Origin of the sequence: Pseudomonas sp. 15A4 (assembly GCF_016925575.1) — a bacterium.
Taxonomy (GTDB): domain Bacteria; phylum Pseudomonadota; class Gammaproteobacteria; order Pseudomonadales; family Pseudomonadaceae; genus Aquipseudomonas.
Genome location: NZ_CP068986.1, coordinates 1729246 through 1743090, shown reverse-complemented (window position 1 = coordinate 1743090; position 13845 = coordinate 1729246). Strand labels below are relative to the sequence as shown.

Genomic DNA, 13845 nt, shown 5'->3' with positions numbered 1-13845 from the left:
AAAACTTTAGTGGTAAGCTCGCGCACCATGAATATCTATAGCTCCCGCCCTGTTGTCCTCTGTCTCTCCGGCCACGACCCCAGTGGCGGCGCCGGCTTGCAGGCAGACATCGAAGCCCTGCTCGCCCAAGGGTGCCACGCCGCTCCCGCTGTCACCGCCCTGACCGTTCAGGACACCGTGAATGTCACTGACTTTCGGGTGCTGGATCGCGAGTGGGTGCTGGCGCAAGCCAATGCCGTGCTCAACGATTCCGCCGTCGCGGCGGTGAAGCTGGGGATGTTGGGCTCGCTGGAGATGGTCGACACTATCGTCGAACTGCTGGCCGCTCATCCGCATCTGCCGATGGTCTGCGATCCGGTGTTGCGTGCCGGTGGCGGTGGTCGGCTGGGCAAGGACGAGGTGGGTTATGCCATGCGCGAGCGTCTGCTGCCCCTCGCCACCATCGCCACGCCGAACCTGCCGGAAGCGCGCATCCTCGCCGAGCTCCCCGAAGGCACTGCCGACGAATGTGCCGAGAAGCTGCTGCCGTTCTGTGAGCACTTGTTGATCACCGGCGGTCATGGCGATGAGCACGAAGTTCATAACCGTCTGTACATCCGCGGCGGGCAGTCACGCACCTTTACCTGCCAGCGCCTGCCGGGCAGTTATCACGGCTCCGGCTGCACACTGGCCAGCGCGCTGGCGGGAAGACTGGCGCTGGGTCAGGACCTGATGGGCGCTGTGCAAATCGCGCTGGACTACACTTGGCGCACGCTGCGCGATGCCGAACAGCTGGGCCGGGGACAGTTCGTTCCGCGACGCCTGCCGCTGGATTTCTGCTCGTAACGCCACGACAAAGAGGCACCTTGATGAGATTACGTGGCTTGTATGCCGTGACCGACAGCCAGCTGTTGGCCGGCAAATTCCTGTCTTACGTCGAAGCCGCCCTCGATGGCGGTTTGACCCTGCTGCAATACCGCGACAAATCCGGTGACGAGACCCGCCGCCTGCGTGAGGCCTCGGCGCTGCTCAAGCTGTGCGAGCGCTACAAGACCCGCCTGATCATCAACGACGATGCCGAAGTGGCCGCGCGCCTGGGCGTCGGCGTGCACTTGGGGCAAACCGACGGCTCACTGCCGGACGCCCGCGCCCTGCTCGGTCACAAAGCCATTGTCGGGGCGACTTGCCACGCGCAACTGGAGCTGGCCGACAAGGCCAAGGCCGACGGCGCCACCTATGTTGCCTTCGGACGCTTCTTCCATTCCCAGACCAAACCCGGCGCGCCCACCTGCAGCCTCGACCTGCTCAGCCAAGCGCGCAAGCGCATCAATCTGCCCATCGCGGTGATTGGCGGCATTACCCTGGATAACGCCGCGCCCCTGGTGGCCCACGGCGCCGATCTGTTGGCCGTCGTGCACGGGCTGTTCGGCGCTGAAACCACTCAGGAGGTCACCCGCCGCGCCCGGGCCTTCAACGATTTGTTCAAGCCCGCCTGATTTTTGATCAGGCCGGTTACGCACTCATTCATTTCCGATTCAAACAGAGACCTCATCATGTCCCGTTCTGAAACCCTCTTCGCCAACGCCCAGAAACACATCCCCGGCGGCGTCAACTCGCCGGTCCGCGCCTTCAAAAGCGTCGGTGGCACGCCGCTGTTCTTCAAACACGCGGTGGGCGCTTACGTCACCGACGAGGACGACAAGCGTTATGTCGATTACGTCGGCTCGTGGGGCCCGATGATTCTGGGTCACAGCCATCCGGACGTGCTGGATGCCGTGCGCAAGCAGTTGGAGCACGGGCTGTCGTACGGCGCGCCGACTGCGATGGAAACCGAGATGGCCGATCTGGTCTGCTCGATCGTGCCGTCGATGGAGATGGTGCGCATGGTCAGCTCCGGCACCGAAGCGACCATGAGCGCGATCCGCCTGGCCCGAGGGTTTACCGGCCGGGACAGCATTATCAAATTCGAAGGCTGCTACCACGGCCACTCCGACAGCCTGCTGGTGAAAGCCGGCTCGGGCGCGCTGACCCTGGGCGTGCCGAGTTCGCCCGGCGTCCCGGCGGCGTTCGCCAAGCACACGCTGACTCTGCCGTTCAACGACATCGAAGCGGTCAAAACGATGCTGGCTGATGTCGGCCAGGAAGTGGCGTGCATCATCGTCGAGCCGGTGGCCGGCAACATGAACTGCGTGCCGCCTGCGCCGGGTTTCCTGCAAGGTCTGCGCGAGGCCTGCGACGAGCACGGCGTTGTGCTGATTTTCGACGAAGTGATGACAGGTTTCCGCGTCGCCCTCGGCGGAGCGCAGGCCTATTACGGCGTGAAGCCGGACCTGAGCACTTTCGGCAAGATCATCGGCGGCGGCATGCCGGTCGGCTGTTTCGGCGGCAAGCGCGAAATCATGTCGCACATCGCGCCCCTGGGCCCGGTGTATCAGGCCGGCACGCTGTCGGGCAATCCGCTGGCGATGGCGGCGGGCCTGACAACGCTGCGCCTGATCAGCCGTCCGGGTTTCCACGACGAACTGAACGCCTTCACCACGCGCCTGCTGGAAGGCTTGCAACAGCGCGCTGATGCCGCCGGCATCCCGTTCGTGACCACACAGGCGGGCGGCATGTTCGGCCTGTACTTCAGCGACGCCAAAGAAATCGTCACCTTCCAGGACGTCATGACCAGCGACGCCAATCGCTTCAAGCAGTTCTTCCACTTGATGCTGGAAGGCGGCGTGTACCTGGCGCCGAGCGCGTTCGAAGCGGGCTTCACCTCAATCGCTCACGGCGACGCGGAGTTGCAGCAGACGCTGGATGCGGCCGAAAAGGCCTTCGCTCAATTGAAATGACGGGCTTAGCGGGCGGAACGGAGTCCGCCCGCCTACCTGCAGCCTGCTCAACCTCCCTGAATTCAGGGTAATCAAGCCCGCGCAGCAGAAAATCAGTAAAGACTTTGTAAGGTTGCCCCCGCTTATTTCATAATGCGCAGCCAGCACGTTTCGCTGGACGGGCATGCCCGCACCTTTTTCAGAGGTAAGTCGACTTCCATGAATCGCACCGGCCGCGCCCTTGCATTGGGCTGCCTGTTGCTTCTTCATCCCCTGCTGGCAAATGCAGGTGGCAACTCGTTGTTGATCCCGGCGGTGGGTCGTTGCACCCTCAATACCCAGCCAGACAACCTGCCAGCAGCGTTGTCCGCTTGTCAGCAGGCGGCTCAGGATGGGGATGCGCAGGCGCAATACGAGTTAGGGAGTTCTACTACGAGGGCAAAGGTGCGCCGCGCGATTTGCCCCAGGCGCTCAACTACTTCGAAAAAGCTTCGTTGCAAGGACATGCTCAGGCGCAGTACCAACTGGGTTTAATGTTCTTTCGTGGCGAAGGGGTGCAGGCCAATAACATCCAGGCGTACATCGTGCTGAAGATGGCGGCGGTGAACGGTTCGGAAGATGCGCTGGATCAGGCGGATGAAGTGTCCGCGCAGATGAAGCGCGAAGATCTGGAAGTGGCCACCCAAGTGCTCGGGCAGATCTTCCGCAAATACCTGCTGGAGCTGCAGACCGCTGAAGGACGCACACCGTTTGCGCCCTTCCCTGACGACAGCGCCAAGCCTTAATCGGGATTACTTGTCCGGCATCGGCATCGGAAACGGCATGACGTTGCCGGTGTGACGCGCTTCGGAAATCTTCGCGGTGCCCATCCGCTCCACTTCATCGATCCGCACGATCGAGTGCATCGGCACAAAGCTGCGCACAACGCCATCGAACTGCGCTTTGAGTTTCTCTTCGCTAGGGTCGACCACGACGGTGGTGCGCTCGCCGAAGACGAATTCTTCCACTTCCAGAAAACCCCACAGATCGCTCTGATAGATCTGTTTGGCGTACATCTCGAACACCTGTCCCTGGTTGAGAAAAATCACCTTGTAGATTGGAGCTTCGCGTTTGGTCATAACAGGCAGGCAGTGATCAGCGTTTTGAAAAGGGCGCGAACTATAGCATGCCGCTGGTTAGACGACGCTAGGAAGCCGGGGCCCGCATCCCTATAATGCGCGGTTCTTTGAATCACCTGATGAACCCCCGCATGGCCAAGAAGCTTTACATCGAAACCCACGGTTGCCAGATGAACGAGTACGACAGCTCGCGCATGGTCGATCTGCTGGGCGAACATCAAGCACTGGAAGTCACCGCACGGGCGGAAGACGCTGACGTCATCCTGCTCAACACCTGCTCGATTCGCGAGCGGGCGCAGGACCGGGTGTACTCCCAGCTTGGCCGCTGGCGCGAATTGAAGCTGGCAAATCCGGAAATGGTCATCGCCGTCGGTGGCTGCGTGGCAAGTCAGGAAGGCGCGGCCATCCGCGACCGCGCGCCTTACGTCGACGTAGTGTTCGGCCCGCAGACCCTCCACCGTCTGCCGGAAATGATAGACGCCGCGCGCATCACGCGCCTGCCTCAGGTCGACGTCTCGTTCCCGGAAATCGAAAAATTCGACCACTTGCCCGAGCCCCGTGTCGATGGCCCGAGCGCTTATGTGTCGGTGATGGAAGGCTGCAGCAAGTACTGCACGTTCTGCGTGGTGCCTTACACCCGTGGCGAAGAAGTCAGCCGACCGTTCGACGACGTCATCAACGAGGTGCTTCACCTGGCCGAGAACGGCGTGCGTGAAGTGACCCTGCTGGGCCAGAACGTCAACGGCTACCGTGGCACGACCCACGACGGACGCCTCGCTGATCTGGCCGAACTGATCCGCGTGGTTGCCGCCATCGACGGCATCGACCGCATTCGCTACACCACCTCGCACCCGCTGGAATTCTCCGACAGCCTGATACAGGCCCACGCGGAAGTCCCGGAGCTGGTGAAGCATCTGCACTTGCCCGTGCAATCAGGTTCCGACCGGATTCTCGCGGCGATGAAACGCAATCACACCGTACTCGAGTACAAGTCACGCCTGCGCAAGCTGCGCGCAGCGGTGCCGGACATCTGCATCAGCTCCGACTTCATCGTGGGCTTCCCGGGCGAAACCGAGAAAGATCACCTGCAAACCATGAAGTTGGTGGAAGACGTCGGCATGGATTTCTCCTACTCCTTCGTTTACAGCGCGCGCCCCGGCACACCCGCGGCCGATCTGGCCGACGACACTTCAGAAGAGGTGAAGAAAGAACGCCTCAAGCAGCTGCAGGACCTGATCAACCGTCAGGGCCTGGACATCAGCCGCAAGATGGCCGGCACGGTGCAACGCATTCTGGTCACCGATTACTCGAAGAAGGACCCCGGCGAACTGCAGGGCCGTACCGAGAACAACCGCATCGTCAATTTCCGCTGCGACAACCCCCGGCTGATCGGCCAGTTCACCGACGTCTACATCGACAGCGCCCAACCTCACTCGCTGCGCGGGTCGTTGTTGCAATAAGCCAAAGCGCCCCAATGTAGTCGCCACGCATGAGTGTTTGTGCGCAGGCACGGGCGTTGAATCAGGTGCCGGAAAGCAGCCATACGTCGGCTGCACCGGCGCGCAATTCAGTTCGCAAGGCCGGCAGGCTGTCTGTTAGAGGGCACCCTGCCGGGTGTCTGCACACCTCATTTATCCATTCGTGAGTGAACCCTTCCGGACACTGCCTGCAGGGGTTATCCTTCACGTCACTTCACATTGCCGTCGGGCGGCCCAAAACCACTTTGAACGCACCTATCGAACCACATCGCTTCAGCCTCGAACCTATCGAGGCTCACCGCTTCGCCAATCTCTGCGGGCAATTCGACGAGCACCTGCGCTTGATCGAACAGCGCCTGAACATCGAGATCCGCAATCGCGGAGCCCAGTTTGAGCTGATCGGCGAGCGCAAACAAACCACCTCGGCAGAAAACCTGCTGCGCCGGCTGTATCGGGAAACGAAAGCGACCGAACTGTCCCCGGACATGGTTCATCTGTTCCTGCAGGAGTCCGGCGTCGAAGAGCTGGATAACCACCCTGCTGCCGAAGTCGGCGTCGCTCTGCGTACCAAGAAAGGCATGATTCGCCCGCGTGGCTTGAATCAGCAGCGGTACGTGAAGGAAATCCTCGCCAACGACATCAACTTCGGCATCGGCCCGGCCGGTACCGGCAAGACCTATCTGGCGGTGGCCGCTGCGGTGGATGCGCTTGAGCGCGAAACCATCCGCCGCATCCTGCTGGTGCGTCCTGCCGTAGAAGCGGGCGAAAAGCTCGGCTTCCTGCCCGGTGATCTGTCCCAGAAAATCGACCCGTACCTGCGCCCGCTGTATGACGCGCTGTACGAAATGCTCGGCTTCGAATACGTCGCCAAGCTGATCGAGAAGCAGGTGATCGAAGTCGCACCGTTGGCTTATATGCGCGGTCGCACCCTTAATAACAGCTTCATCATTCTCGACGAGAGTCAGAACACCACCGTCGAGCAGATGAAAATGTTCCTGACCCGTATCGGTTTCGGCTCCACGGCCGTGATCACCGGTGACGTCACCCAGATCGACCTGCCCAAAGGCACTAAATCCGGGTTGAACCACGTTATCGACGTGCTCAAGGACGTGCCGGGCATCAGCTTCACCCACTTCAAGCCCAAGGATGTCGTGCGCCATCCGCTGGTGCAGCGCATCGTCGAAGCGTACGAGCGCTACGAAGAGCGCAACGACAACCCGGCCGTTCCCCAGGGTTCACGGGACACTCGCCGCGATGCTTGAGCTGGATCTGCAACGTGCGAGCGAGGCCAGCGCCCCAAGCGAAGCCCAGTTCCGCCTCTGGTGTGAAATGGGCCTGCGCCAGCGCTCGGCTGATTCGGAACTGACCATTCGCCTTGTCGACGAAGCCGAAGGCCGGGAGCTGAACAACACGTGGCGGCACAAGGATTACGCCACCAACGTGCTGTCGTTTCCTGCCGACGTCCCCGACGAGATGCTGGACATCCCGCTGTTGGGCGATCTGGTCATCTGCGTGCCTGTCGTCACCCGTGAAGCCGCTGAACAAGGCAAGTCACCGGACGCCCACTGGGCGCATCTGGTGATTCATGGCTGTCTGCATCTGTTGGGCTACGATCACATCGATGATGACGAAGCCGAAGAGATGGAAGCGCTGGAACGGGAGTTGCTTGCAGAACTTGGCTATCCGGATCCTTACGCCGACGACGAAACCGTCAACACCCCGCATTCCGACACACCCCATTTAGAAACATCAGCCAAGGACCACGAGTAAGGGCTATGAGCGAAGACCGATCGAGCAACGGGCAAAAGTCATGGTTGGGCAAACTGACCCAGGCATTTGCCCATGAGCCGAAAAACCGTCAGGAGCTACTGGAGCTGCTGCGCGAAGCCCATCAGAACAAGCTGCTGGACAGTGAAGCGCTGGCCATCGTCGAAGGTGCCATCCAGGTCGCGGACCTGCAGGTCCGCGACATCATGGTGCCGCGTTCGCAGATGATCAGCATCAAAGCCAGCCAGACTCCACGCGAGTTTCTGCCAGCCGTGATCGACTCGGCGCACTCGCGTTACCCGGTCATCGGCGAAAGCCACGATGACGTGCTGGGCGTATTGCTCGCCAAGGACCTGCTGCCGCTGATTCTCAAGGAAGACGGTGGCAGCGGCGACGTGAAAAGCCTGCTGCGCCCGGCGACCTTCGTCCCTGAATCCAAGCGTCTGAACGTGCTGTTGCGGGAATTCCGCGCCAACCACAATCACATGGCCATCGTCATCGATGAATACGGCGGCGTGGCGGGTCTGGTGACCATCGAAGACGTGCTTGAGCAAATCGTCGGCGACATCGAGGACGAGCACGACGTCGAGGAAGACAGCTACATCAAGCCGCTGCCCAGTGGCGACTTCCTGGTCAAGGCGCTGACCCCGATCGAGAGCTTCAACGAGTTCTTCGACAGCGGGTTCTCCGATGACGAATTCGACACCGTGGGCGGCCTGGTGATGAACGCGTTCGGGCATCTGCCCAAGCGTAATGAAATCACCGAAATCGGCGCGTACCGTTTCCGCATCCTGAATGCCGACAGCCGTCGTATTCACTTGCTGCGCCTGAGCCCGATCAACCGCACGTAACGCCCTACCCGCTTTAAGGAATGTAAATGCGCTGGATCACCCGCCCCGGCTGGCCCGGTAACCTGCTGGCCATGGTGGCCGGCGCGTTGATTACCCTGGCCTTGGCACCGTTCGATATCTGGCCACTGGCGATTGTCGCGCTGGTGGTTTTCTATCTCGGCCTGCGAGACCTCACACCGCGTCAGGCCCTCTGGCGCGGCTGGTCCTACGGGTTTGGCCTGTTCGGCGGCGGCACCAGCTGGATTTACGTCAGCATCCACACCTACGGCGAGGCGCCGGTCTGGCTTGCCGTGTTCCTGATGGTGCTTTTCTGTGCGTCGGTGGCGTTCTTCTTCGCCCTGCCAGCCTGGATCTGGGCCCGCTGGATCCGCCGCAACGAAGCCCCGCTCGCCGATTCACTGGCCTTCGCGGCGCTGTGGTTCGGCCAGGAAATGTTTCGCGGCTGGTTCCTCACCGGTTTCCCTGGCTCTATTCCGGCTACAGCCAATTGGACGGGCCCCTCAAAGGCCTCGCGCCAGTGGGCGGCATGTGGCTGATCTCCTTCGTGCTCGCGTTGAGCGCCGCGTTGCTGTGCAACTTGCCTCGCTTGCGGACGCGCGCGCCGAAGCTGGCGGCTGGCATCGTGTTGCTGCTGGCACCCTGGGTTGCCGGGCTGGCGCTGAAAAATCACGCCTGGACCGAGCCTTCCGGCAAGCCACTGACCGTCGCGGCCATGCAGGGCAACGTCGAGCAGAGCATGAAGTGGGACCCGGCGGCGCTGAACGCGCAACTCGCCCTGTACCGCGACATGACGTTCACCTCGAAAAAAGCTGACCTGATCATCTGGCCGGAAACAGCGGTGCCTGTTCTCAAGGAGTCGGTCGAAGGTTACCTGTCGGTGATGGGCAAGTTTGCGGCCGACCGGGATTCGGCACTGATCACCGGCGTGCCGCTGCGTGAGAAAGGCACCCATGGGGAATACCGTTACTACAACGCCATCACCGTCACCGGCGAAGGCGATGGCACTTACCTGAAACAGAAGCTGGTGCCGTTTGGTGAGTACGTGCCGCTGCAGGACCTGTTGCGCGGGCTGATCGGGTTTTTCAACCTGCCGATGTCCGACTTCGCCCGCGGGCCATCCGGGCAAGCGCTGTTGCAGGCGAAGGGCTATGAAATCGCGCCGTTCATTTGTTATGAAGTGGTGTATCCGGAGTTCGCCGCAGGGCTGGCGGCGCAAAGCGATCTGCTGCTGACGGTCAGCAACGATACCTGGTTCGGCACCTCCATCGGCCCGCTGCAGCATTTGCAGATGGCGCAGATGCGCGCACTGGAAGCCGGCCGCTGGATGATCCGCGCCACCAACAACGGCGTCAGCGCGCTGATCGACCCGTTTGGCAAAATCACCACCACCGTGCCGCAATTCGAACGCGCGGTGATGTACGGCGAAGTGACCCCGATGCAAAACCTCACACCGTACCTGCACTGGCGCTCGTGGCCGCTGATCGTGTTGTCGCTGCTGCTGATCGGCTGGGCATTCTTTGCCGGCAGGATGGCGAAGGCGGTGTAATAGCAGCATGGGGGCGCACGACCTGTAGGACCGGCTTCAGCCGGGAAGAGGCCTGCATGAACACCATCAAATATGCGGTGTGACACCCGACGCCTTCCCGGCTAAAGCCGGTCCTACAATAACCACGGCAGTCCCATCAGGGGCCTGCTGTTCAGGTCACCGGTAAAACAGCCTATATCCCACCAACCCCGCCGCTTCGTTGATCAATTGCCCGTTCTGCCACACTGCCCTCGCCTCCGGCGTCCAGCCACCGAACGGGCGGGCGTTGTCCACGCTAAGGAATCCCACAGGCGCCGGGACTACGGTGAATCCGGCCTTCTCGAAACTCCAGACCGAACGCGGCATGTGCCACGCCTGGGTCACCACCACCACGCGTTTGATGCCTTGGGGCAATAACATCGCGGCGGTCATGTTGGCGTTTTCCCAGGTCGTGCGGCTTTCACCTTCTTGCCAACGGACACTCACGCCAAAGTCGTCGCGCAGGGAATCGGCCATGATCGCCGCCTCGCTCGGCGGCTCACCGTAATGCAGCCCGCCGGTGGTAAGGATCGGCAAACCGGACGCCTTCGACAGACGCGCGGCGTATCGCATGCGCTCCAGCGCAACGCCCGTCGGGATGTCAGTGCCCCAGCTCGGGTCGTTGCGCTCACGGCCTGACCCTAGAATCACGATCGCGTCTGCCCGCTGCGCCAGCGTTGCCCACTCGCTCTGCGGCAGCGGCGGAATGCGCTCGATACCCTTCGCCGACCACTCCACCACGATTGGCAGACTCATTGCGGTCATGCCGCCAACGCCGATGACGAACAGCACCCGCGCCAACACTGGCCGGCGATTTCTCAACCACCAGGCGAGCACTAATATCAGCAGGAACACGCCCGGAGGCAGCAGCAGGTTTTTAATGAAGTAACGAAAGGGCATCGGGCATCTCCAAAGATGCCCGAAGCCTAGAAGCAATGACGCTAAGCAGCAATGCTCGATTGGCCGGGGTCAGCCCCCGCAGAAGTTAACGCTTGAAATGTTTGGTGGAACTGTAGCGACTCAACTTTGCCGACACTTTGGCTCGGCGCTGATCCTTGAGCCAGATGACATTGGCGTGAGGATGGGGCGCTCGCATCGGCTCGGAAGGCTCCCGTGAGGTGCTGGAACGTGCCCTCGTGACGCTCGGAAAATCTTCTTTGAGAGCGACTTCGGTTCTGCCCAGATAAGCCTCGATCAGCTGAAACTCGGCGTGACTCAAGCCACGCAACTCAAGCTCGGCGGGGGATTCGTTCCGAAGCCGCACCGCTGTTTTTGCCGTGTCCAGAGCCAGGCCCAGACGATCGATCAAACGGTCATACACATCAGGTTGCTCTACTTCATGCTGCAGCTCTGCCATCCGTTCACCTCACTGAAGATAAACACTTACCCCCGTCAGTGAGCTTAGCGCCGCTGCAAAAACCGGCGCGATGCCGCGACCAACGGCGGATGCCGCAGATGCCGAGTCTTGAGCACGCAATCAGGGTTTCCCTCGGCTTGGTAGCCTCATGTATGCTACGGCGCTTCCTGTAAATCCACTTCCGCCCAACCGGGCAGGGATGCATCGCAATGCGGACGGCCTCGTCTGGCATGCGAAGGCCTCCTGATCCGGTCACGCCGAGAAGCGGTCAAGGGTCACTCATTTCAGCCAAAAGTAGCCATGCACGAACTCTACCAGCCCCGCGAAATCGAAGCCGCCGCCCAGACCTTCTGGGACGAGCAAAAGTCTTTTGAAGTCAGTGAACAGCCAGGCAAGGACACCTTTTACTGCCTGTCGATGTTCCCTTACCCCAGCGGCAAGCTACACATGGGTCACGTGCGCAACTACACCATTGGCGACGTGATCGCCCGCTATCAGCGCATGCAAGGCAAAAACGTGCTGCAGCCGATGGGCTGGGACGCGTTCGGCATGCCGGCGGAAAACGCCGCGATGAAGAACAACGTCGCCCCCGCCAAGTGGACCTACGAAAACATCGCCTACATGAAGAACCAGCTCAAGAGCCTGGGTCTGGCGATCGACTGGTCCCGCGAAATCACCACCTGCAAACCCGATTACTACCGCTGGGAACAATGGCTGTTCACTCGCCTGTTCGAAAAAGGCGTGATCTACCGCAAGAACGGCACCGTGAACTGGGACCCGGTCGACCAGACCGTTCTGGCCAACGAGCAAGTCATCGACGGGCGCGGCTGGCGTTCGGGCGCGGTGATCGAAAAACGCGAAATTCCGATGTACTACTTCAAGATCACCGCCTACGCGGATGAGCTGCTGGAGAGCCTCGACGAGTTGCCGGGCTGGCCTGAACAGGTCAAGACCATGCAGCGCAACTGGATCGGCAAATCCCGCGGCATGGAAGTGCAGTTCCCGTACGACCAGGCGTCCATCGGCGAAGCCGGTACCCTGAAAGTCTTCACCACCCGCCCCGACACCCTGATGGGCGCGACCTACGTGGCCGTTGCCGCCGAGCACCCGCTGGCGACCCTGGCTGCGCAGAACAATCCCGAGCTGCAAGCGTTCATCAACGAATGCAAAAGCGGCAGTGTCGCTGAAGCCGACGTCGCCACCCAGGAAAAGAAAGGCCTGCCGACCTCGCTGTTCGTCGAACACCCGCTGACCGGCGAGAAACTGCCGGTGTGGGTCGCCAACTACGTGCTGATGCATTACGGCGACGGCGCGGTCATGGCGGTTCCTGCCCATGACGAACGTGATTTTGAATTCGCGACCAAGTACAGCCTGCCCATCAAAGCCGTTGTGCGCACCAGCGCCGGCGATGAAACCCCTGCGCCGTGGCAGGACGCATACGGCGAGCACGGTCAGTTGATCAACTCCGGTGAGTTCGACGGCCTGGATTTCGCCGGCGCATTCGACGCCATGGAAGCCGCGCTGCTCAAGAAAGAACTGGGCAAGTCCCGCACCCAGTTCCGCCTGCGCGACTGGGGCATCAGCCGCCAGCGCTACTGGGGCTGCCCGATCCCGATCATTCACTGCGACACCTGCGGCGACGTGCCTGTCCCGGAAGATCAACTGCCGGTCAAGCTGCCTGAAGACGTGGTACCGGATGGCGCGGGCTCACCGCTGGCGCGCATGCCCGAGTTTTACGAGTGCAGTTGCCCGACCTGCGGCGCACCGGCCAAGCGCGAAACCGACACCATGGACACCTTCGTCGAGTCCTCGTGGTATTTCGCCCGCTACGCCTCGCCTCATTACGAAGGCGGCATGGTCGACCCGAAGGCCGCGAATCACTGGCTGCCGGTTGATCAATACATCGGCGGTATCGAACACGCGATCCTGCACCTGCTGTACGCGCGCTTCTTCCACAAGCTGATGCGCGACGAAGGCCTGGTCAGCTCCAACGAGCCGTTCAAGAACCTGTTGACCCAGGGCATGGTCGTGGCCGAGACCTTCTACCGTCTGGAAGCCAACGGCAGCAAAACCTGGTTCAACCCGGCAGACGTCGAGTTCGAACGCGACAGCAAAGCCAAAATCATCGGTGCCAAACTGATTGCCGACGGCCAGCCGGTTGAAATCGGCGGCATCGAAAAGATGGCCAAATCGAAGAACAACGGCGTCGACCCTCAGTCGATGATCGACCAGTACGGGGCAGACACCTGCCGCCTGTTCATGATGTTCGCCTCGCCGCCCGACATGAGCCTGGAATGGTCTGACTCTGGCGTGGAAGGCTCGCACCGCTTCCTCAAGCGCGTCTGGCGTCTGGCTCAGGCCCACGTGACGGCGGGCGCTGCAGGCGCACTCGACAAAACCGCTCTGAACGACGACCAGAAAGCCATCCGCCGCTCGATTCACCTGGCCATCAAGCAAGCCGGTCAGGACGTTGGGCAGCATCACAAATTCAACGCCGCCATCGCTCAGGTGATGACGCTGATGAACGTCCTGGAAAAGGCGCCGCAGGTTTCGGCTCAGGACCGCGCGCTGTTGCAGGAAGGTCTGGAGACCGTCGCGCTGTTGCTGGCGCCGATCACCCCGCACATCAGCCACGAGCTGTGGGCAGCGCTGGGCCACTCCGACCCGATCATTGACGCCGGCTGGCCTGTGGTCGATGACTCGGCACTGGTGCAGGACACGTTGCAATTGGTGATTCAGGTCAATGGCAAGCTGCGTGGCCACATCGAGATGCCGGCCAGCGCCACCCGCGAAGAAGTCGAGGCTGCCGCACGGATCAACGAAAACGTCCTGCGCTTCATCGACGGCCTGACGATCCGCAAAGTGATCGTGGTGCCGGGCAAACTGGTTAACATCGTCGCCAGCTGACGCAATCG

The 13845-nt window shown here is 61.4% G+C and carries 11 protein-coding genes and 2 pseudogenes; 10 read left to right on the top strand and 3 right to left on the bottom strand.

Annotated features, from left to right (window positions below; genetic code table 11):
- The first annotated feature begins 27 nt into the window (after positions 1-27).
- The 4 genes and pseudogenes from JN403_RS07870 to JN403_RS07855 all read left to right on the top strand — a co-directional run bounded on the left by JN403_RS07870 (position 28) and on the right by JN403_RS07855 (position 3580).
- Positions 28-825 carry a hydroxymethylpyrimidine/phosphomethylpyrimidine kinase gene (locus tag JN403_RS07870; RefSeq protein ID WP_205486659.1) on the top strand — a complete coding sequence of 266 codons (798 nt, stop codon included), beginning with the start codon at positions 28-30 and terminating at the stop codon, positions 823-825.
- Positions 826-848: 23 nt separating this feature from the next.
- Positions 849-1475, top strand: a complete 627-nt coding sequence (gene thiE, locus JN403_RS07865; RefSeq protein WP_205486657.1) for a thiamine phosphate synthase — start codon at positions 849-851, stop codon at positions 1473-1475.
- Between the two features lie 57 nt (positions 1476-1532).
- Complete coding sequence (gene hemL / locus JN403_RS07860) at positions 1533-2816, top strand: glutamate-1-semialdehyde 2,1-aminomutase (RefSeq protein ID WP_205486656.1); 1284 nt, start codon at positions 1533-1535, stop codon at positions 2814-2816.
- 198 nt (positions 2817-3014) lie between these two features.
- Positions 3015-3580: pseudogene (locus tag JN403_RS07855) on the top strand (tetratricopeptide repeat protein).
- 6 nt (positions 3581-3586) lie between these two features.
- On the opposite strand, the gene JN403_RS07850 reads toward JN403_RS07855, so the two are convergent.
- A complete protein-coding gene (locus JN403_RS07850) occupies positions 3587-3913 on the bottom strand; it encodes a DUF1820 family protein (protein ID WP_037018011.1) in 327 nt (108 codons plus the stop codon).
- Positions 3914-4044: 131 nt separating this feature from the next.
- Here JN403_RS07850 and miaB point away from each other — a divergent pair, with 131 nt between their 5' ends.
- The 5 genes and pseudogenes from miaB (at position 4045) to lnt (ending at position 9555) form a co-directional block, all read left to right on the top strand.
- Positions 4045-5373 carry a tRNA (N6-isopentenyl adenosine(37)-C2)-methylthiotransferase MiaB gene (miaB, locus tag JN403_RS07845; RefSeq protein WP_172609812.1) on the top strand — a complete coding sequence of 443 codons (1329 nt, stop codon included), beginning with the start codon at positions 4045-4047 and terminating at the stop codon, positions 5371-5373.
- 263 nt (positions 5374-5636) lie between these two features.
- Positions 5637-6653 (top strand): PhoH family protein, encoded by a 1017-nt coding sequence (locus JN403_RS07840; RefSeq protein WP_205486654.1) that lies wholly within the window; start codon positions 5637-5639, stop codon positions 6651-6653.
- The gene (gene ybeY / locus JN403_RS07835; protein ID WP_122536902.1) at positions 6646-7161 is read left to right on the top strand and encodes an rRNA maturation RNase YbeY; all 516 of its coding nucleotides are present in this window, start codon (positions 6646-6648) and stop codon (positions 7159-7161) included. The genes JN403_RS07840 and ybeY overlap by 8 nt, the downstream gene beginning before the upstream one ends.
- A gap of 5 nt (positions 7162-7166) precedes the next feature.
- Complete coding sequence (locus tag JN403_RS07830) at positions 7167-8009, top strand: HlyC/CorC family transporter (protein ID WP_065988361.1); 843 nt, start codon at positions 7167-7169, stop codon at positions 8007-8009.
- A 26-nt stretch (positions 8010-8035) separates the two neighbouring features.
- Positions 8036-9555 (top strand): annotated as a pseudogene (lnt, locus tag JN403_RS07825) (apolipoprotein N-acyltransferase).
- A 156-nt stretch (positions 9556-9711) separates the two neighbouring features.
- Here lnt and JN403_RS07820 read toward each other — a convergent pair.
- Positions 9712-10473, bottom strand: coding sequence for a YdcF family protein (locus JN403_RS07820; RefSeq protein ID WP_205486653.1), 762 nt, complete (start codon positions 10471-10473; stop codon positions 9712-9714).
- Positions 10474-10558: 85 nt separating this feature from the next.
- On the bottom strand, positions 10559-10930 hold the full coding sequence (locus JN403_RS07815) for a hypothetical protein (RefSeq protein ID WP_205486652.1): 372 nt from the start codon (positions 10928-10930) through the stop codon (positions 10559-10561).
- A 300-nt stretch (positions 10931-11230) separates the two neighbouring features.
- On the opposite strand from JN403_RS07815, the gene leuS reads away from it, so the two are divergent.
- Complete coding sequence (leuS, locus tag JN403_RS07810; protein WP_205486651.1) at positions 11231-13837, top strand: leucine--tRNA ligase; 2607 nt, start codon at positions 11231-11233, stop codon at positions 13835-13837.
- Positions 13838-13845: the final 8 nt, after the last annotated feature.